The 22,598-nt window shown below is 73.9% G+C and carries 2 protein-coding genes; both read left to right on the top strand.

The window, feature by feature from the left end:
* Positions 1-240 precede the first annotated feature (240 nt).
* Positions 241-22,215 carry a non-ribosomal peptide synthase/polyketide synthase gene (locus ACZ7M3_RS11575; RefSeq protein ID WP_472062601.1) on the top strand — a complete coding sequence of 7,325 codons (21,975 nt, stop codon included), beginning with the start codon at positions 241-243 and terminating at the stop codon, positions 22,213-22,215.
* A 56-nt stretch (positions 22,216-22,271) separates the two neighbouring features.
* A complete protein-coding gene (locus tag ACZ7M3_RS11570; RefSeq protein WP_472062599.1) occupies positions 22,272-22,475 on the top strand; it encodes an MbtH family protein in 204 nt (67 codons plus the stop codon).
* The last annotated feature ends 123 nt before the right edge of the window (positions 22,476-22,598 follow it).

The following is a 22,598-nucleotide window of genomic DNA, read 5'->3' as shown; positions in this document are numbered from 1 at the left end:
CGGGTTGTGGCCGGGGCGCCTTCGGGTCATTTCCCTCTCCGGAAAGCCCTGTTGGCGGACCGGCGGACCGTCCCGTCAGCAGGTTAGGCGAGCATAACCTCAGCTGCTGTGACTTGGCCCGACGGATCCAGAAGGGGACTATTAAGTAAGGCAATCCTTACCTTACTATGCGAGCGGTCGCGGCTCCGCTGAGCCGTTCCACACCGCAATGGGGAGGCACGGGAAGCTGTGTCGGGCAACATGCGTTCTTCAGCACGGGCATCGGTGGCGGACGACTTCTGGCGGCGGCGGTTCGCGTCCCCGGTGCCGGAGACCTCGCTCCCACTGGACTTCCCCCAACCGTCCCACCCTGAGGGGCCGGTGTCCCGAGCACGGCGCGCGGCCGTGCTCGACGTGACGGCCGACGAGGTGACCCGGCTCGCCGCCTTCGTGGCGCTGCTGCACCGCTACGGCGGCACGCCGGCGACCGAGGTGACGGTGGCCCACGAGGGACTTCCGCTGCGCGTCGCGGTCGACGGCGGCACCGCGTTCGCCGAGCTGCGCGAGCGGGTCGCGGCCGCGCGCGCGGAGGCCGTGGCCCATCACCTGCCGACCGCCGAGCTGCTACGACTGCTCGCCCCCGAACCCTTCCGTGGCGGCGGCCTGTTGTGCGCCACGGGCTTCGGCACCGCACCCTGGGACGAGGGCGGTGCGCTGGACCTGGCCCTGGCCCCGGCCGACGGGGAGGTGTGGGCGGACTACCGGAGCGACCTCTTCGAGCCCGCCACCGTCGACCGGATCCTCGGCCACTACCGCACGCTCCTCGCCGACGCCCTCGCCCGCCCGGCCACCCCGGTCGCCGACCTGGAACTCCTCGGCGACGAGGAGCGGCACCGGATCCTGCACGACTGGAACGACACCGCGCACGACGTCCCCGCGCGCACCTGGCCGCGGATGTTCGCCGACCAGGTCGCGGCGCGCCCGCACGAGGTGGCCCTCGTCCACGAGGACGTCCGCCTCACCTACGCCGAACTCGACGCCCGCGCGGCCCGGTTGGCGCACGCCCTGGTGGCCCGGGGCGCCGGTCCGGAGCAGGTCGTCGCCCTCGCCGTACCGCGTTCGGCCGACATGATCGTCGCGGAGGTCGCCGTCCTGAAGGCGGGCGCGGCCTATCTGCCCGTCGACACCGACTACCCGGCCGACCGCATCGCCTACATGCTCGCCGACGCCCGGCCGGTCTGCCTCGTCACCACCGCCGAGATCGCGCCCGATCTCCCGCCGGACATCGATCCGCTCGTCCTCGACGCCCCGGACACGGTGGCCGAGCTGGCCGCGTACCCGGCTCACGACCCGTCGGCCGCCGACGGGTTGACGGTCGCGCACACGGCCTACGTGATCTACACCTCCGGCTCCACCGGCCGCCCCAAGGGCACGGTGCTCTCCCACGCGGGCGTCGCCAAGCTGGTCGCCACCCAGCGGGAGCGCTTCGGGATCGGCCCGCACAGCCGCGTCCTGCAGTTCGCCTCGCCCAGCTTCGACGTGGCGTTCTGGGACCTGTGCCTCGGCCTGCTGTCCGGGGGCCGCCTGGTCGTCGTGCCCGCCGACCGCCGGGTGCCGGGCGCGCCGCTCGCCGACTACGCGAACGAGCATGGCATCACCTTCATGATCCTGCCGCCCGCGCTGCTCGCCGCCCTGCCCGAAGACGTACAACTCCCGCCGGAGGCAACCCTGCTGGCCGGGACCGAGCGGGTCTCGCCCGAGCTGGTCGGACGGTACGCGCGCGGCCGGATGATGTTCAACGCCTACGGCCCGACCGAGGCCACCACCAACTCCACGCTGGGCCTGTGCGATCCGGACACCCCGCCCAGCACCCTCGTGCCCATCGGGGTGCCCGACCCCGGCACCCGCGCCTACGTCCTCGACACACGGCTGCGGCCGGTCCCCGCCGGGGTCACGGGAGAGCTCTACCTCGGCGGCGCCGGACTCGCCCGCGGCTACCTCGGCCGCCCCGCCCTGACCGCCGAACGCTTCGTCGCCGACCCGTTCGGCGCACCCGGCGAACGCCTCTACCGCACCGGCGACCTCGTGCGCTGGAAGGCCGACGGACGACTGGAGTTCCACGGCCGCGCGGACAGCCAGGTCAAGATCCGCGGCTTCCGCATCGAACCCGGCGAGATCGAGTCCGTCCTGCGCTCCCACCCGGCCGTCGACCAGGCCGCCGTCGTCGTCCGCGAGGACCGCCCCGGCGAACGCCGCCTCGCCGCCTACGTCGTGCCCTCGCTGGACGCGCCCACGGGCCCGGAAGCCGGCGTCGCCGACTGGAAGGACCTGCACGAACTGCTCTACTCCGCGGCGGGTTCGGAGGGCTTCGAGGAGAACTTCGCGGGCTGGAACAGCATGTACGACGGGCTGCCCATCCCCCTCGCCGACATGCGCGAGTGGCGGGAGGCCACCCTCGACCGCATCCGCGCGCTGCGGCCCCGGCGCGTCCTGGAGATCGGCGTCGGCAGCGGTCTGCTGCTGTCGCGGCTCGCCCCGGACTGCGAAGCCTACTGGGGCACCGACCTGTCCGAGGAGGCCGTACGCGCCCTGGACGCCCAGGTGTCCGCCGTACCCGAACTCGCCGACCGCGTCACCCTGTTGGCCCGGCCCGCCCATGACCTCGCCGGACTGCCCGCGGGCCACTTCGACACGATCGTCGTCAACTCCGTCGTCCAGTACTTCCCCGGTGGCGACTACCTCACCGGCGTGCTCCGTGATGCCGCCGCGCTGCTCGCGCCCGGCGGTGCCCTCTTCGTCGGCGACGTACGCAACCTGAGGCTCCTGCGCACCCTGAGCGCGGCGGTCGAGCGCGGACGGCCACGGGAGGACGCGGACGGCGACAAGGAGGCCCTGCGCGCCGCCGTGGACCGGGCCGTCGCCTGGGAGGGTGAACTCCTCGTCGACCCCGACTACTTCGCCGCACTCGACGGTCTCACCGCGGACATCCGGATCAAGCGCGGCACGCACCACAACGAACTCACCCGGTACCGGTACGACGTGGTTCTGCGGCCGAGGCCCGGTGTGCCCGAGGAGGCACCCGAGTCGCCCTGGCCCGCTCACGGTTCGGTCCACGCCCTCGACGAACTGCTCACCGAGCGCCCGCACCGGTTGCGCCTCACCGGCATCCCCAACGCCCGCCTCGCCGACGATCTGGCCGCGCTCGGCGCCCTCGACGACAGCAGCAGGCCCGCCACCGGCCCGTACGGCGTGGATCCCGAAACCCTGTACGAGACCGCCGCACGGCACGGCTACGAGGCCACCCTCACCTGGAACGGGGAGGCCGAGGACGGCAGCCTGGACGCCGTGTTCGCCCCAGCCGGGGACAGCCTCGCCGTCGTCCTCTACCGCCCCGGAGGGGGGCGCCCGCTCACCAACCGTCCGGCGCCCTTCCGCAACGTCACCGCCCTGCTGACGACGCTGCGGACGCACACCGCCGAGTACCTGCCCGACTACATGGTCCCGGCCGCCTTCGTCCCGCTGGACCGGTTGCCCGTCACCCCCAGCGGCAAGCTCGACGCCGCCGCGCTGCCCGTGCCGGACCGCACCCGGCTCAGTGCCGGGCGGCCGCCCGGGACGGCCCGCGAGCGGCTGCTGTGCGACCTGTACGCACGGGCGCTCAAGGTGCCCTCGGTGAGCGTCGACGACGACTTCTTCGCGCTCGGCGGCGACAGCATCGTCGCCGTCCAGCTCCTCGTCCTCGCCCGCCGGGCGGGCCTGGAACTGACCCCGCGCGACGTCTTCCGCCATCGCACGGTCGCGGAACTCGCTGCCGTCGCCCGCACCGGGGCGGTGGACCATGCCACCGAGGACACCCCGTGGCAGGCGTTGAGCGAGGAGGAACTCGCCCTTCTCCAGGGGGATTCCCCCGTCACCGTCGAGGAGACGCTCCCGCTCGGCCCGCTCCAGGAGGGCTTCTTCTTCCACGCCCTGGTGGACGGCGCCGAACACGACACGTATGTCGTGCAGCAGGTCATCGAGCTGTCCGGACCGGTCGACGGCACCCTGCTGCGTACCGCGGCGCAGCGGCTCCTCGACCGGCACGCCCCGCTGCGCGCCTGCTTCCGGCAGACGCCCGACGGCCGTCCCGTCCAGCTCGTCGCGTCCGGCCTCGAACTGCCCTGGCGCCAGGTCGACCTGGCCGCTCAGGACGACGGCGCGGTCCGGCGCGCCCTCGCCGAGGCCGTCGCCGCCGACGAGCGCGCTCACCGTTTCGACCTCGCCCGGCCCCCGCTGGTCCGCTGCGCTCTCATCCGGTTCGGGGAGGAGCGCAGCCGACTGGTCCTGACGTTCCATCACATCGTCGCGGACGGCTGGTCCCTGCCGATCCTGCACCGCGAACTCCTCGCTCTCTACGGCGAGGACCCGACACCCCTGCCCGAAGTCGCTCCCTACCGCGGCTACCTCCGCCGGATCGCCGGCGCCGACCGCGAGGCCGCCCGAGCCGCCTGGCGCGCCGCGCTCGCCGGGGTCGAGGAGCCCACCCGGCTGGTCGAGGCCCCCGCGCCCGCCGGACGACCGGTCGAACCCGCCCAGATCCGCGTCGAGTTGCCCGAGCGGCTCACCGCCCGGCTCGCCGCCCGCGCCCGGGAACGCGGAGTGACCCTCGGCACCCTCGTCCAGGGTGCCTGGGGACTGCTCCTCGGACGCATGACGGGCCGTCAGGACGTCCTGTTCGGCACCACCGTGGCCGGACGTGACGCCGCCGTCGACGGTATCGAGTCGATGGTCGGCCTGTTCATCAACACCCTGCCCACCCGGCTGCGCTGGGCGCCCGGCGACACCCTCGGCGGGCTGCTCGACCGGCTCCAGGAGGAGCAGAGTGCGCTGCTCGACCACCAGCACCTCGGCCTCGCCGACATCCAGCGGGCCGCCGGACACACGGGCGGCGGCGAACTCTTCGACACCCTCGTGGTGTTCGAGAACTACCCCGGCGGCGGGGCCGCACCGGGCCTCACCGACCCCACCGGCACGATCGCCGTCGCCGGGCACGCCTTCCACGACGCCGTGCACTACCCCCTGGCCCTCATCGTCAAGCCCGGCCGCCGTCTCGACCTGCGTCTGAAGCACCATGCGCGGCGTCTCGACGCCGACGTCGTGCAGTCCCTCGCCGACCGGCTCACCCTCGTCCTGCACGCCATGGCCGACAACCCCGCCGCCCGGGTCGCCGACCTCGAACTGCTCACCCCGGACGAGTTGGCCGGCGCCCACCCGGCGGGGGAGTCCCGGCCGGTTCCGGCCACCACGCTCGCCGCCGCGTTCGCCGCGCAGGCCGCGCGCACCCCGGGCGCCATCGCCGTCGTCTTCGACGGCACGGCGGGTGGGGGCGCGGGGCGTACCACCCTCACCTATGCCGAACTCGACGCAAGCGCAGAGGAGTTGGCCGCGCGGCTGCGGGCCGGGGGCGCGGGCCGGGAACGGTTCGTCGCCGTCGCCGTCCCCCGTTCGGCGGAGCTGATGGTGGCGCTGCTGGGTGTCCTGAAGTCGGGGGCCGCCTATCTGCCCCTCGACCTGGACTACCCGGCCGAACGGCTCGCGTACCTGTTGACCGACTCGGGGGCGACCACGGTCGTCACGACGGAGCGGGACGCGGGCCGGCTGCCGTCGGTCGAGGGCCTGGATGTGCTGCGGGTGGACACGGAGGGCGGAGAGGCCCTGTTCGGCGGGGTCCCGGATCCCGCCCGCCCCGACGACCCCGCCTACCTCATCCACACCTCCGGCTCCACCGGCCGCCCCAAGGGCGTCGTCGTCACCCACCGCGCCATCGCCAACCGGCTGGCCTGGATGCAGGGCGCGTACGGCCTGACGGCCGACGATCGCGTGCTGCAGAAGACGCCGGCCGGCTTCGACGTGAGCGTGTGGGAGTTCTTCTGGGCGCTGTGCGAGGGTGCCACCGTCGTCCTCGCCGCGCCGGACGGGCACCGTGACCCCGCCTACCTGACCCGACTGATCCGGGCCGAGGGCGTCACCACGATGCACTTCGTGCCGTCGATGCTGGAGGCGTTCCTCGCCTCCGAGGAGGTCACCGCCGACCCCGCGTGGGCGAGCAGCCTGCGTCGCGTGTTCAGCAGCGGCGAGGCCCTGTCCGGGGCCGCCGCCCACCGCTGGCACGAGCTGACCGGCGTCCCGCTGCACAACCTCTACGGCCCGACCGAGGCGGCCGTCGACGTCACGCACCACGCCTACGACGGCGCGTCCGACACCACCGTGCCCATCGGAAGGCCCGTGTGGAACACCGGCCTGCGCGTGCTGGACTCCTGCCTGCGCCCCGTCCCCGACGGGGTGCCCGGCGAGCTCTACCTGACCGGCGTCCAGCTGGCCCGCGGCTACCACCGACGCCCCGCGCTCACCGCCGACCGGTTCGTCGCCGACCCGCACGCCACCGAGCCAGGCGCCCGTATGTACCGCACCGGCGACCTGGTGCGCCGCCGCCCCGACGGCACGATCGACTACCTCGGCCGCACCGACCGGCAGGTCAAGCTGCGCGGCAACCGTGTCGAACTCGGCGAGATCGAGGCCGCGTTGACCCGTCACCCGGCCGTCGCGCGCGGCGCGGTCGTCGTGCGCGACCAGCGCCTCGTCGCCTACGCGGTCCCGGTGGCCGGAGCCGTCGTCGACCCCGCCGAACTGCGCGCCGCCCTCGCGGACGCGCTGCCCGCGCCCCTGGTCCCCGAGGCGTACGTCGTCCTCGCCGACCTTCCGCTCACCCCCAGCGGCAAGCTCGATCAGGCCGCGCTGCCCGCCCCCGAGGCCGAGCGCGCCGCCCGCCGGGAGCCCGCGGGCCCGCTGGAGCGACAGCTCACCGAGATCTTCGCGGCCGTGCTGGGCATCGAGGACGCGGGCCCCGACGACGACTTCTTCCGGCTCGGCGGCGACAGCATCAGCTCCATCGGCGTCGCGGGCCGGGCCCGCGCGGCCGGACTGGCCCTGAGCCCGCGCGACGTGTTCACCCACCGCACACCCGCCGCCCTGGCGGCGGCGGCCGGCACCACGACGGTCACCCCCGCCGCCGACACGGACACCGTCGACACGGACAACGCCGCCCCCTTCACCCTCACCGACGCCGAACACGCCCGCGTCCGCGCGCTCGCCGCCCCGGCGGCGATCGCCGACGTGTGGCCGCTGGCTCCCCTCCAGGAGGGCCTGTTCTTCCACTCGGCGTACGACGAGGGCGCCCTCGACGTCTACACCGTCCACGAGACCTTCGACTTCACCACGCGGCTCGACACCGCCCGGCTGCGCGCCGCCGTACGTACGCTCCTCGCCCGCAACCCGGGCCTGCGCGCGGGCTTCACGAGCGACGGCCTCGATCAGCCCGTGCAGTTCATCGTCGAGGAACCGGACATCCCGCTCGAGGAGGTCGACCTCTCCCACCTCCCCGCCGCCGAACAGGACGCACGCCTCGGGGAGTTGACGGATGCCGAGCGAAACCGCCGGTTCGACCTCTCGACGCCCCCGCTGTTCCGGCTGCTCCTGCTGCGCCTCGGCGCGGAGCGCGGCGACCGGCTCGTCATCGGCCGCCATCTGATCCTCTGGGACGGCTGGTCGGCCTGGCTCTTCCTGGACGAGCTGTTCGCGCTCTACGAGGCGGCCGGCGACGCGACCGCGCTGCCCGCCCCCGGTCGCTACCGCGACTACCTGACCTGGCTGGAACAGCAGGACGACACCGCCGCCACGGCCGCCTGGCGCACCGCCCTGGCCGGTCTCGACGAACCCACCCTGCTGGCCCCGGCCGCCGCCGACGGCCTCGAACCGGTCATCCCCGACCAACTGGACGTACGCCTGTCCGCCGAACTCGGCGACCGGCTCCGCCGGACGGGCCGAGCCCACGGCCTGACCCTGAACACGCTCCTCAACGCCGCGTGGGGACTCACCCTCGCCTCCGCCACCGGCCGCGCCGACGTCGTGTTCGGCAGCACCGTCGCCGGCCGGCCCAGTGAGGTCCCGGACGTCGGGAACATCATCGGCCTCTTCCTCAACACCGTCCCCACTCGGATCGCCCTCGACCCCGCCGAGCCGGTCCTCGGCCTGCTCCGCCGCATCCAGGGCGAACGCCTCGACCTCATGCCGTACGAGCACCTCAGCCTGGGCGTGCTCCAGGCCGAGACCGGACATCGCAAGCTCTTCGACACGCTGTTCGTACTGCGCAACAACGACACCGAGGAGCGGCTGGCGGACCTGCGCACCCGGCACGGCGCCACGGCCGTCGCCAACGTCGACGCCACCCACTACCCGGCCAACCTCGTCGTCACCCCGGGCCGCCGGATCGCCGTCACCCTCACCCACCGCCCCGATCTCGTCCCGACCGACCGGGCACGCGCCCTCCTCGACCGGTTCGCGCTGCTTCTCGACCGGCTCACCGCCGACCTCACGGCGCCCGTCGGCTCCCTCGACCCGCTGCTGCCCGCCGAACACGAGGCAATGCGCGCGGAGTCGGCGGCGAGCCGCGTCCCCGACCCCGAGGACACCATCGCCGACCTGCTGGCCGCGCAGGCGGGGCGCACCCCGGACGAGCGGGCCCTCGTCTTCGGCGAGCGCACCCTGACGTACGCCGAACTCGACGCGGCCGTCAACCGGATGGCCCGGCTGCTGATCGACCGCGGCGCGGGCCCCGAGCGGGTCGTCGCCCTCGGACTGCCGCGCTCCCTCGACATGGTCGTCGCCCTCTTCGCGGTCCTGCGCACCGGCGCCGCCTATCTGCCGCTGGAGCTGGACCACCCGGCCGACCGCCTGTCCCTGATGCTGGCCGACGCCCGCCCGCTCCTGCTGCTCACCACCACGGCCGTATCCGCCACGCTGGACGGCGAGACGTCACGCGTCCTGCTCGACGACCCGGAAACCGAGCGGGAGTTGGCCGCGCGGTCCGACTCCCCGGTCCAAGTCCGCTTCAGCCTCGAACACCCCGCCTACGTCATCTACACCTCCGGCTCCACCGGCCGCCCCAAGGGCGTCGTGACCCCCTACCGGGGCCTGACGAACATGCAGCTCAACCACCAGAAGGAGATCTTCGCCCCGGCCATCGCCTCGGCCGGCGGGCGACGGCTGCGCATCGCGCACACCGTGTCCTTCGCCTTCGACATGTCGTGGGAGGAGCTGCTGTGGCTGGTCGAGGGGCACGAAGTGCACGTCTGCGACGAGGAGTTGAGGCGTGACGCGGAGGCGCTGGTCGCCTACTGCGAGCGGCACCGTGTCGACGTCGTCAACGTCACGCCCACCTACGCCCGCCTGCTGATCGAGCAGGGCCTGCTGGAGGGGCACGTCCCGCCGCTGGTGCTGCTCGGCGGCGAGGCCGTCCCGGAGACGGTGTGGGCGGCCCTGCGCGACACCGAGGGGACGTACGGCTACAACCTGTACGGGCCGACCGAGTACACCATCAACACCCTCGGCGGCGGCACCCTCGACAGCCACACCCCGACCGTCGGCCGCCCCATCCGGGGCACCCGCGCCCACATCCTGGACGCCTGGCTGCGCCCGGTGCCCGACGGGGTTCCCGGCGAGTTGTACATCGCCGGAATCGGCCTGGCCCGCGGCTACTTGGACCGGCCCGCACTGACCGCCGAACGCTTCGTCGCCGATCCGTTCGGTGAGCCCGGCGAACGCATGTACCGCACCGGCGACCTGGTACGACGCAACCCCGACGGCAACCTCGACTTCCTCGGCCGCACCGACGACCAGGTCAAGATCCGCGGCTACCGCATCGAACCCGGCGAGATCGAGACCGCCCTCAGCCGCCACCCGCTCGTCGCCCAAGCCGCCGTGGTCGTCCGCGACGAACGCCTCGTCGGCTATGTCGTGCCCTCCGGCGCCGACTCGGCGGAGCGCACCGCCGCAGAGGCCGCGCAGGTGGGGGAGTGGCAGGAGATCTACTCCGACGAGTACGAGGAGATCGGCACCGCCGTCTTCACCGAGCAGTACGACGGCTGGGACAGCTCCTACGACGGGCAGCCCATCCCCTTCGAGGAGATGCACGAGTGGCGCGAGGCCACCCTCGCCCGCATCGGCGCGCTCAAGCCGCGCCGCATCCTCGAGATCGGCGTCGGCTCGGGCCTGTTGCTGGCGCGGCTAGCCCCGGACGCGGAGGCGTACTGGGCCACCGACTTCGCCGCCCCCGTCATCCGCAAGATCGGCGAGGAGGTACGACGCGACCCCGCACTGGCCGCCAAGGTCGAACTGCGCTGCCGTCCCGCCGAGGACCTGAGCGGTCTGCCCACCGGCTACTTCGACACGATCGTCATCAACTCCGTCATCCAGTACTTCCCGAGCGTCGACCACCTCACCACCGTCCTGCGCGGCGCCATGGACCTGCTCGCGCCCGGCGGCGCCCTGTTCGTCGGCGACGTCCGCAACCTGCGCCTGGCCCGCACCTTCCACACGGAGATCCAGCGCGCCCGCGGCACCGCCGACGCCGACCTGGAGCGGGCCGTCGATCGCGGCCTGCGCCTGGAGAAGGAACTCCTCGTCGACCCCGACTACTTCACCACCCTCGGCTACGGGGCCGACCTGCGCACCAAGCGCGGACACCACCACAACGAGCTGACCCGCCATCGCTACGACGTCGTCCTGTACGCCCATGAGCCGGGCGTCCGGCTGGACGGCACACGGGGCGTCGACTGGACCTCGACCGACGGCATCGGCGAACTCCTGCGCACCGAACGACCCGAGGCCCTGCGGGTCACCGCAGTCCCCGACGGCCGTACGACCGACACGGGCGTCGGCCCCGAGGACCTGCACACCCTCGGTGCGGCGGCCGGATACACGGTGCTGACGACCTGGTCGGGGGAGGCCGGAACATACGACGCCGTGTTCCTGACGTCCGCCGAACCGTCCCTCACCAGCGGCCTGTTCCGCCCCGGCGGCGGCACCCACCCCTACGCCAACGACCCCACCGCCGCCCGAGAGGCGAGCGCCCTGGTGCGGCGGCTGCGCGAGGATCTGGGCCGCGAACTGCCCGACTACATGGTCCCGGCCGCCTTCGTCACCGTCGACGGCCTGCCCATGAACGCCAACGGCAAGCTCGACGTGCGCGCCCTGCCCGACGCCGAGCCCGCCGTCGCCCTCGGCGGCGGACGCGGACCGCGCACCCCGCAGGAGGAGGTGCTGTGCCGCCTGTTCGCGGAGGTGCTGGGGCTGCCCGAAGTCGGTGCGGAGGACAACTTCTTCGAGCTGGGCGGGCATTCGCTGCTCGCCACCCGGCTGGTCAGCCGCGCCCGCACCGAACTGGGCGCCGAACTCGCCATCCGCGACCTCTTCGAGGCACCCACCCCGGCTCTGCTCGCGGGCCGCGCCGACCAAGCGAGCCCGGCCCGCCCCGCGGTCACCCCCATCACCGACCGGCCTGCCCGCATCCCGCTGTCGGCCGCCCAGCGACGGCTGTTGCTGGTCGAGCAGATCACCGGCAGCGGGGTCGCCTACAACTTCCCGCTGGTCCTCCGGCTGCGCGGCGGCCTCGACACCGACGCCCTGGCCGCCGCCCTGTGGGACGTGGCCGGCCGGCACGAGGCGCTGCGGACCGTGTTCCCGACGCACGAGGGCGAGCCGTACCAGCGGATCGTCCCGGCCGACGAGGCGATCCCCGTCTGCACGGTCGTCGACTGCGCGGAGGAGGAACTGCCCACGCTGATCGAGTCCGCCCAACGCCGCCCCTTCGACCTCACCACCGCACTCCCGCTGCGCTGCGAGGTGTTCCGGCTCGGCCAGGACGAGCATGTGGTCGCCGTCGTCCTGCACCACATCACCACCGACGAGTGGTCCGACCGCCCCTTCCTCGCCGACCTCGACGCCGCCTACGCGGCCCGCCGCGAGGGACGAGTGCCCGACTGGGCGCCGCTGCCGGTTCAGTACGCCGACTACACCCTCTGGCAGGAACGCCTCCTCGACCAGCTCGGCGACCGTCAACTCGCCTACTGGACCGAAGCGTTGGGCGGATCGCCCGAGGAGCTGACCCTGCCCCTGGACCGGTCGCGTCCCACGGAACCCACCGGGCGCGGTGGCACCGTACGCCGTGCCGTGCCCGCGGAGACCGGCCGTGCCCTGCGCGACCTGTCCGCCGCCACCGGCACCAGCATGTTCATGCTGCTCCAGGCCGCCACCGCCGCGCTCCTGCACCGGCTGGGCGCGGGCGACGACATCCCGCTCGGCGCCCCCATCGCGGGCCGCACCGACAGCGGGCTCGACGACCTGGTCGGCTTCTTCGTCAACACCCTCGTCCTGCGTACCGACCTGTCCAGCCCGAGCGGTGACCTGACGTTCCGACAGCTCCTTGGCCGGGTACGGGAGTCGTCGCTCGCCGCGTTCGAGCACCAGGACATCCCCTTCGACCGGGTGGTCGAGGCCCTCAACCCGCCCCGCGCGGCCGGCCGCAACCCCCTCTTCCAGGTCATGCTCGGCTACCACCACCGCCCCGACGGCGACCCGGACACCCTGCTCGGACTGCCCGCCGACTGGTACGACATGGACACCGGCACGGCCAAGTTCGACCTCGACTTCACCTTCGTCGACGAGTCCGACGCCTCCGGGCGGATCACGCTCCTCCTGGAGTACGCCACCGATCTCGCCGACCCGGAGACCGCCGCCCAGCTCGCCGAGCGGCTCGTGCTGCTCCTCGACCGCGCCGCCCGCACCCCGGACGCCCCGCTCGCCGACCTCGACATCCTGACCGCGGACGAGTACGCGAACGCCACCGGTGCCTGGAACGACACCGCGCACCCGGTCGAGACCCGCTCCGTCCCCGAGATCCTCGCCGAGGCGGCCCGCCGCCACCCCGATCGCACGGCGCTGGTCACCGGCCCCGACGACGTCCCGAACCGCACCTCGTTCGCCGAACTCCAAGCCCGCGTGGACGAGTTGACGGCGCGCCTCCGCTCGCACGGCGCCGGACCCGGCACGGTCGTCGGCCTCGCGCTGCCCCGCCACGAGATGGTGCCCGCCCTCCTCGGCGTGCTCGCCGCCGGGGCCGCCTATCTCCCCATCGACCCCGAACACCCCACCGACCGGCTGCGGTTCATGCTCACGGACGCGGCCCCCGTCTGTCTGCTCACCACCACCGCCCTCACCGGACGCCTCCCCGACGTACCGGCCGTACCGCGCCTGCTGCTCGACGCCCCGTGGCCGGCGGCCGAACGAACCCCGGCCGACACGTCGCCGCACCCGCGGCAGGCGGCCTACACCATCTACACCTCCGGCTCCACCGGCCGCCCCAAGGGCGTCATCGGCACCCACCGCGGTCTGAGCAACCTCTACGCCTCCCACCTGCGCGACCTGATCGAACCCGCCGTCCGGGACACCGGACGGGACGTGCTGCGCGCCGTCCACGCGGCCTCGTTCAGCTTCGACGGCTCCTGGGAGCCACTGCTGTGGCTCCTCGCCGGCCACGAACTGCACATCGTCGACGAGCCGACCATGCTGGACCCGGCCGCCCTGCTGCGCCGCCTCGCCGGGTCCGCGATCGACTTCGTCGACCTCACCCCCACCTACCTGCGCGAACTGCTCCACCACGGCTTCCTCGTCCCCGGCGCCCCGGTCCCGGCCGTCATCGCCGTCGGCGGCGAGGCCACCCCGCCCGCCCTCTGGCAGCGCCTGACCGCCCTGCCCGGCACGGCCGTGCACGACCTGTACGGCCCCACCGAATGCGCGGTCGACGCCTACGGATGGCACCACGTCGGCAGCGACTGGGCCGCCCCGCTCGACAACATCCGCGCCCACGTCCTCGACGACCGCCTGCGGCCCGCGCCGGTCGGCGTGCCGGGCGAGCTGTACCTCGCGGGCGAGGGCCTGGCCCGCGGCTACCTGGGCCGCCCCGGCCTGACCGCCGAACGCTTCGTGGCCGACCCGTTCGGGGCGCCCGGTGAGCGCATGTACCGCACCGGGGACCTGGTGCGCCGCCGGGCCGACGGCACGCTCGTCTTCCTCGGCCGCGCCGACGACCAGGTCAAGCTGCGCGGCTTCCGCCTCGAACTCGGCGAGATCGAGGCCGCACTGACCGGGCACCCCGCCGTCTCCGCCGCCGCCGTCGTACGGGAGGACCGGCCCGGCCCACCCCGCCTGGTCGCCTACGTCGTCCCGGACCGCGCGAGCGAGCGGAGCCCGGACCCCGCCGCGCTGCGCGCCCACACCGCCGCCGCGCTCCCGGCCCCCATGGTGCCCGCGGCCTTCGTCGCCGTCGACGCGCTGCCCCGCACCGTGAACGGCAAGCTCGACACCGCCGCCCTGCCCGCCCCCGACCCCACGACCGCCACGATCACCGGCGGACGCGCGCCACGCACCCCACGCGAGGAACTGCTCTGCGCGCAGTTCGCAACCGTCCTGGGCGTCGAACGCGTCGGCCCCGACGACGACTTCTTCGCGCTCGGCGGCCACTCACTCGTCGCCATGCGGCTGGTCAGCCGCATCCGCGCGGTTCTCGGAGACGCCGGGGGAGGGGTGTCGCTGCGCACGGTCTTCGACGCACCGACACCCGCCCGGCTCGCCGCCCGCCTCGACGCGGGCCGCGCCGTCGTCCGCCCCGCGCTCGACGCCGCACGCCCGCGCCCCGAGCGGCTGCCCCTGTCCTTCGCCCAACGGCGGCTGTGGCTGCTGCACCAGGTGGAGGGCCCCAACCCGGCGTACAACATTCCGGCCGTCTGGCGGCTCACCGGCGCCCTGGACCGCGACGCCCTCGAAGCCGCCCTGAACGACGTCGTCGCCCGGCACACACCGCTGCGGACCGTGTTCCCGGCGGTGGACGGGGTGCCCCACCAGCACGTCCTGGACCCGGATCAGGCCCGCGTCCGGCTCTCCACCGCACCCCACGAGGACCTCGCCGCGCACGCCGCCCACCCCTTCGACCTCGCACACGAACTCCCGCTGCGTGCCGTCCTGTTCGACACGGGCCAGGACGAACACGTCCTGCTGCTCGTCCTGCACCACATCGCCACCGACGAGTGGTCCGACCGCCCGCTGCTCGCCGACCTCGGCACCGCCTACGCGGCCCGGCTCGCGGGCCGAGCTCCCGACTGGGCGCCAGTGCCCGCGAGTTACGCCGACTACACGCTCTGGCAGCACGACCTCCTGGACGCGACCGGCGCCGACCTGCTGGCTCACTGGACCGGCGCCCTCGACGGGCTTCCGGCGGAGCTGAACCTGCCCGCCGACCGCCCGCGCCCCGCCGAGTCCAGCGGGCGCGGCGGCACCGTCGGCTTCACCGTCCCGCCGCACCTGGAAGGTGCCCTGCGCGCCCTCGCCCGCGACCACGGCGTCAGCATGTTCATGCTCGCCCAGGCGTCCGTGGCCGCACTGCTGCACCGACTCGGCGCCGGCGACGACATCCCCCTCGGCGCCCCGGTGTCCGGCCGTGGCGACGAGGCCCTCGACGACCTGGTCGGCTTCTTCGTCAACTCCCTCGTCCTGCGCACCGATCTGTCCGACGACCCCACCTTCGCCGACCTGCTCGCCCGCGTCCGCGAGACCGACCTGACCGCCTACGAGCACCAGGACCTGCCCTTCGAACGGCTGGTGGAGGCGCTCAACCCCGAACGCTCCCTCGCCCGGCACCCGTTGTTCCAAGTGATGGTCGTGCACCTCGCGGACCGGAGTGACGGACCCGTCCTGCCCGGACTGACCACCCGCCGGGAGACCGTGGGCCAGGACAGCGCCAAGTTCGACCTCAGCTTCGACTTCGTCGAGCAGGGCGACGGCTCCGGCATCCAAGGCTGGATCGAGTACAGCGCCGACCTCTTCGACGCCACCACCGCCGAACTCCTCGCCCGGCGACTGGAGTCGCTGCTGGAGCAGATCGCCGCCGACCCCGGCCGACGCGTCGCCACGCTCGACGTCCTGCGCGACGACGAACGCGCCCTCGTCCTCACCGACTGGAACGACACCGCACGGACCGTCCCCGCCCTCACACTGCCCGAACTGTTCCGAGCCCAGGCCGCCCGCACCCCCGAGGCCACGGCGCTCGTCTTCGAGGACACCGCCCTCACCTACGCCGAACTCGACCTCCGGGTGGAGCGGCTCGCCCACACCCTCGCCGCGCACGGGGCACGAGCCGAGGCCGTCGTGGCCGTCGCCCTGCCGCGCTCCCTCGCCCTCGTGGTGGCGCTGCTCGCCGTCCACCGCGCGGGCGCCGCCTACGTGCCCCTCGACACCGGCTACCCGGCCGACCGGCTCGCGTACACGCTCACCGACGCCGGCCCGGTCTGTCTGGTCACCGCCGAGGGCGTCACGCTCCCCGACACCGAGGTGGCGACCCTCACGGTGGACGCCGACGGCGCCCCCGAGCGCCCGGCGCACGCGCCCCTGCCCACCACCCACGACCCCCGCCACCCCGCATACGTCATCTACACCTCCGGCTCCACCGGCCGCCCCAAGGGCGTCACGGTCCCCCACCAGGGCATCACCAATCGGCTGCTGTGGATGCAGGACGCCTACGGACTGACGGCCGACGACCGTGTCCTGCAGAAGACTCCGTCCAGCTTCGACGTGTCGGTGTGGGAGTTCTTCTGGCCGCTGATCACCGGCGCCACCCTGGTCGTGGCCCGCCCCGAGGGCCACCAGGACCCGGCCTACCTGGCCGAGATGATCGAGCGTCAGCACATCACCACGGCCCACTTCGTGCCGTCGATGCTGCGGGCCTTCCTCGACGAGCCCGCTGCCGCCCGATGCCGCGGTCTGCGCCAAGTGATGTGCAGTGGTGAGGCGTTGCCCGCCCCGCTGGCCGCCCGTTTCCACCAGGTCCTCCCGGACAGCCGACTGCACAACCTGTACGGCCCCACGGAGGCGTCCGTCGACGTCACCGCCCACGAGGTGCCCGCCGACCCGGCCACCGTGCCGATCGGCCGCCCGGTGTGGAACACCCGCACCTACGTCCTGGACGCCGCGCTCCGCCCGGTTCCGCCGGGCGTGGTCGGCGAACTGTATCTGGCGGGCGTTCAGTTGGCGCGCGGCTACCTCGGCCGCTTCGCCCTGACCGCCGAGCGGTTCGTCGCCGACCCGTACGCCGACGCGCCCGGCGCCCGCATGTACCGCACCGGCGACCTCGCCCGCTGGACCCGGGACGGCGAACTGGAGTACCTCGGGCGCGCCGACGACCAGATCAAGTTGCGCGGTTTCCGGATCGAGCTCGGCGAGGTCGAGTCCGTGCTCGCCGCCCACCCGGGCATCACGCACGCCACCGTCGTCCTGCGGGACGAACGGCTCGTCGCGTACGTCGTCCCGTCGGGCTCGGGAGCGGACTCCTCCGAACTCCGGTCCCACGCTGCCCGGTTGCTGCCCGACCACATGGTCCCCGCCGCCGTCGTCGCCCTCGACGCCCTCCCGCTCACCCCCAACGGCAAGCTGGACCGCCGGGCCCTGCCCGCGCCCGACTTCGCCGCCGAGGTGGGCGACACCCGGCCGCGCACCCCGCTGGAGGAGACCCTCTGCGGCCTCGTCGCCGAGGTCCTCGGCCTCGAACGTGTCGGTGCCGAGGACGACTTCTTCTCCCTCGGAGGCGACAGCATCGTCGCCATGCAGCTGGTTGCCCGGGCCCGTGCCGCCGGGCTGGCGTTCAGCCCACGCGACGTGTTCCGCCACAAGTCGGCCGCCGGGCTCGCCGCGGTGACCACCACGGCCACCGCCCAGCACCGGGACGACATCACCCTGCTCGACCTCACCGACGACGAGCGCGCCGAACTCGCCGCCCTGCCCGCCGGGACCGAGGTGCTGCCGGTCTCCCCGCTCCAGGCCGGCCTGCTCTTCCACGCCGCTCTCGACTCCGGCGACGAGGGACCGGACGTCTACACCGTCCAGGTCTCGTACGACCTCGACGGCCCCCTCGACGCCGACCGGCTGCGCGCCGCCGGGCAGGCCGTGCTCGACGCGCACGAGAACCTGCGCAGCGGCTTTTGGCACCTGTCCTCCGGACGGCCCGTCGCCGTCGTACCGCGCACCGGCGTACTGCCCTGGCGGCAGCTCGACCTCACCGGCGAACCGCAGGACTGGACCCGGTTGCTCGCACAGGAGCGGCGCCGTTTCGACCCCGAACACCCGCCGCTGCTACGGCTGTTGCTGGCCCGCCTCGGCCCGGACCGGCACCGGCTCGTGCTCTCGCACCAGCACCTCCTGCTGGACGGCTGGTCACTGCCCCTGCTCGCCGCCGAACTGTGGGCGCGCTACGAGGGCCGCACCCCGGACGCACCCGCCCCGTACCGCGAGCACCTGCGGCTGCTGGCCGCCCAGGACCCGGCCGCCTCGGCCGCCGCGTGGGCCGAGGCCCTCGGCGGCCTCGCCGAGCCCACCCGGCTCGCACCCGCCGACCCCGACCGCGTCGCCGCCGTCCCGCACACCCACACCGTGGAACTGGACTCCGGCCGTACGGCGGAGCTGGCGGCGTTCGCCCGGCACCGGGGCGTCACCCTCAACACCCTCGTCCAGGCCGCCTGGGGCGTGCTCCTCGGCCGGCTCACCGGCCGGGACGACGTGGTGTTCGGCGCCACCGTCGCCGGGCGCTCTCCCGAGCTGCCCGGAGCCGAGTCCATGATCGGCCTGTTCATCAACACCGTGCCGGTACGGGTGCGCGTCCGTCCCGAAGAGAGCACGGCCGCGCTGTTGGAGCGGCTCCAGGAGGAGCAGTCCCGGCTCATCGCCCACCAGCACCTCGGCCTCGCCGACATCCAACGCGCCGCCGGACTCGGCGAACTCTTCGACACGCTGGTGGTGTTCGAGTCGTATCCGGTGGCCGCCGCCGAGGAAGAGGGCGAAGGGCCGCGCGTCACCGTCCTCGACCACGAGGACTCCACCCACTACCCGTTCGCCTGGGCGGTCGAGCCCGCCGAACGGCTCCGACTGACCGCCGAGTTCCGCCCCGACCTGTTCGAACCGGCTGTCGTACGGCGGATCACGGACGCCCTGACCGCCCTCCTCACCGGCATGGCGGCCGACCCCGACCGCCCCGTCGGGCACCTCGACCTGCTCGGCCCCGCCGACCTGCACACCGTCCTGGAGACCTGGAACGACACCGCGCTGCCCTTGTCCGAGACCGAACGCCTCGGCACCGTACCCGCGTTGTTCGCCGCCCAGGCAGCCGCGAGCCCCGACGCGGTCGCCGTCACCGACGGCCGTACGACCTGGACGTTCGCCGAACTCGACGCGCACACGGACCAGTTGGCCCGGAACCTCGCCGGACGCGGCGCCGGACCCGAGCGGATCGTGGCTCTCGCGCTGCCCCGCACCGCCGACCACATCGCCGCCGTCCTCGCCGTGATGAAGGCGGGCGCCGCCTATCTGCCCCTCGACACCGACCTGCCCGCGTCCCGGCTGACCGCCATGCTCGACGACGCCCGTCCGGTCCTGGTCCTCGCCACGGCGGAGACCGCCACCGCACTGCCCGCCACCGACGTGCCCGTCCTGCGCCTCGACACCCCGGCCGACGGACTGCCGGAGGCGGAACCCACCGCCCCCGGCCCGGACCACCCGGCGTACGTCATCTACACCTCCGGCTCCACCGGCCGCCCCAAGGGCGTCGTCGTCACCCAGCGCGGTATCGCCAACCTCTTCCACAGCCACCGCCACGACCTGCACGAGGTCGCCCGGCGCCGCACCGGACGCCGGCACCTGCGCGTCGGCCACGCCTGGTCGTTCTCCTTCGACGCCTCCTGGCAGCCACAGCTGTGGCTGCTGGACGGGCACGCCCTGCACATCGCCGACGACGAGACCCGCCGCGACCCCGAACTCCTCGCCACCTTCATCCGTGACCGGTCCACCGACTTCATCGAGGTCACCCCGTCCCTGCTCGCACAGATGGCGGACAGCGGGCTGATCACCCCCGAGGGCGAATGCCCGCTCGCGGTGGTCGGCTTCGGCGGCGAGGCCGTACCCGACGCGCTGTGGGCGCGCCTCGCCGCGCTGCCGGACACCGAGGCGTTCAACCTGTACGGCCCCACCGAGGTCACCGTCGACGCGCTCGTCGGCCGCGTCCGCGACAGCGCGAGCCCGGTCGTCGGCCGCCCGGTCCACCGCTCCCGCGCCTACGTGCTGGACACCGCCCTGCGCCCGGTACCGCCCGGCGTCACCGGCGAGCTGTACCTGTCCGGCCCCGGCCTGGCCCGCGGCTACCTCGGCCGACCCGAACTCACCGCCGAACGCTTCGTCGCCGACCCGTACGCCGTCGCGCCCGGCGCCCGTATGTACCGCACCGGCGACCTGGCCCGCTGGACCGAGGACGGGCAGCTGGAGTTCGCGGGCCGCACCGACGATCAGGTCAAGATCCGCGGCTACCGGGTCGAACTCGCCGAGATCGAAGCCGCGTTGGACACCCACCCGGCCGTCGCGCAGACGGTCGTCGTGGCCCGCGAACACCGCCCCGGCGTACGGCAGCTCATCGCGTACGCGGTCGTCCGCGACGGCGGCACGGGGGACGGGGCCACGCTGCGCGCCCACGCCGCCGCCGTACTGCCCGAGTACATGGTCCCGGCCGCCGTGGTCGTCCTGGACCGGCTGCCGCTGATGTCCAACGGCAAGCTCGACCGGGCCGCCCTGCCCGCCCCGGACTTCACCGCGACGGGCGGCGGCCGGGCCCCGGAGAACGACACCGAGCGCACCCTGCGTGACCTGTTCGCGGACGCCCTCGGCCTGCCCGCCGAGACGCTCGGCACGGACGACGACTTCTTCTCCTTCGGCGGCGACAGCATCATCGCGATGCAACTGGTCGCCCGGGCCCGCTCCGGCGGCCTGCGGGTCACCCCCCGCCAGGTCTTCCAGCACCGCACCGTGGCCGCACTCGCCACCGTCGCCGTCCCGCTCGGCACCGACGAACGGCACGCCGTCCACGACGACGGCACCGGCACCGTCCCGCTCACCCCGATCATGCACGCCCTGCTGGACCGCGGTGGCCCCATCGCCGCCTACCACCAGGCGGCCCTGCTCCGCACCCCGGCCGACCTGACCGAGCCCGGTCTGCTGGCCGTGCTCAAGGCGCTCGCCGACCGGCACGACATGCTCCGCGCCCGTCTCGTCCGCGACCCGGAGCGGACCCTGCGGGTTCCCCCGGCACAGGAGACCGACGTCAGCGCCTGGCTCACCCGGGCCGACGTACGCGGCGCGGACGAGGCCGGACTGCGCGCCGCCATCTCCCGCCACGCCGAGACGGCGCGGACGGGACTCGACCCCGACAGCGGCGCGATGGTGCGGGCGGTCTGGTTCGACGCCGGACCCGGACACCCCGGCCGGCTCCTGATCCTCGTCCACCACCTGGTGATCGACGGTGTCTCCTGGCGCGTCCTGCTGCCCGACCTGGTCACCGCCTGGGTAGCGGTCAGAGACGGGCGTACGACCGAACTGGCCCCCGTGGAGCTGTCGTTCGCCCGCTGGTCCCGTCTCCTCGGGACCCGCGCCACCGACCCCGCCGCCGAAGACGAACTGCCGTGGTGGACCTCCGCCCTCGCCGAGGGCGCCGACCTCCCCCTGGCCCGCCCGCTCGACCCCGCCCGGGACACGGTCGCCACCACCCGCTATCTCTCCCTGACCCTGCCCGCCGACCTCACCGGCCCGCTGCTGAGCCGGGTCCCGGCCGCGTTCGGCGCCACCGTCAACGACGTCCTGCTCACCGCGTTCGTCCTCGCCGTCGGCGACTGGCGGGCCCGGACCCTGGGCGCGCACCGGCCGGGCGGGCCTGTCCTGGTGGACGTGGAGGGCCACGGCCGTGAGGAGGCCCTCGCGGGCGACGCCGACCTGTCCCGTACGGTCGGCTGGTTCACCAGCGTCGTCCCGGTACGGCTCGACCCGGGCGACGCCGACCCGGCGGGCGCCTTCGCGGGCGGCCCCGCGCTGGACGCGGCCCTGGCCCGGATCCGCGACCACCTCACCGCGCTGCCCACGGCCGGGATCGGCCACGGCCTGCTGCGCCACCTCAACCCCGGGACCGGCCCGCTGCTCGCCCAACTCGGTGAGCCGCAGATCGAGTTCAACTACATGGGCCGCTTCGACCACCCGGCGGCCGCCGACTGGTCCTATGCCACCGAGGACGACGCCGCCGACCTCGACGCCGACCCGGGCATGCCGATGTCCCACGCCCTGACCCTCAACGCCCTCACCGAGGACCGCCCCGAAGGACCGGAGCTCGGCGCCCACTGGGCGTACGCGGCCGAACTCCTCACCGAGGACCAGGTGCGGGACCTGGCCCGCACCTGGTTCCGGGCGCTGGAAGCGGTCGTACGACGGGCGACCGCTTCGAACAAGCTCTGACCGACGCGCACTTACCCACGAGTTCAGATCAGACCAGAGAGACAAGGACCCCCGACATGAGCAACCCGTTCGAGAACCCCGACGGCGTCTACTCCGTCCTGGTCAACGACGAGGGCCAGTACAGCCTGTGGCCCGAGTTCGCGGACGTCCCGGCCGGCTGGACGGTCGCGCACGGTCCGGCCGGGCGCCAGGAGTGCCTGGACCACATCGAGACCAACTGGACGGACATGAGGCCCAAGAGTCTCGTCGACGGAGTCTGAAAATACGGATGGGGGGGGCGGGGCCGAAGCGGGGGGGCGCCCCCCCCACCTTAGTGGGGGGTTAAGGCGGGGGTTTTCTCCACCCTGTTTTGGTCTTTGCCGTCCCCGCAGGCCAGAGATGGG

This window comes from Streptomyces sp. NPDC111656 (assembly GCF_055656965.1).
The sequence above is the reverse complement of the archived record's forward strand: the minus strand, read 5'-3'. Positions and strand labels throughout refer to the sequence as shown.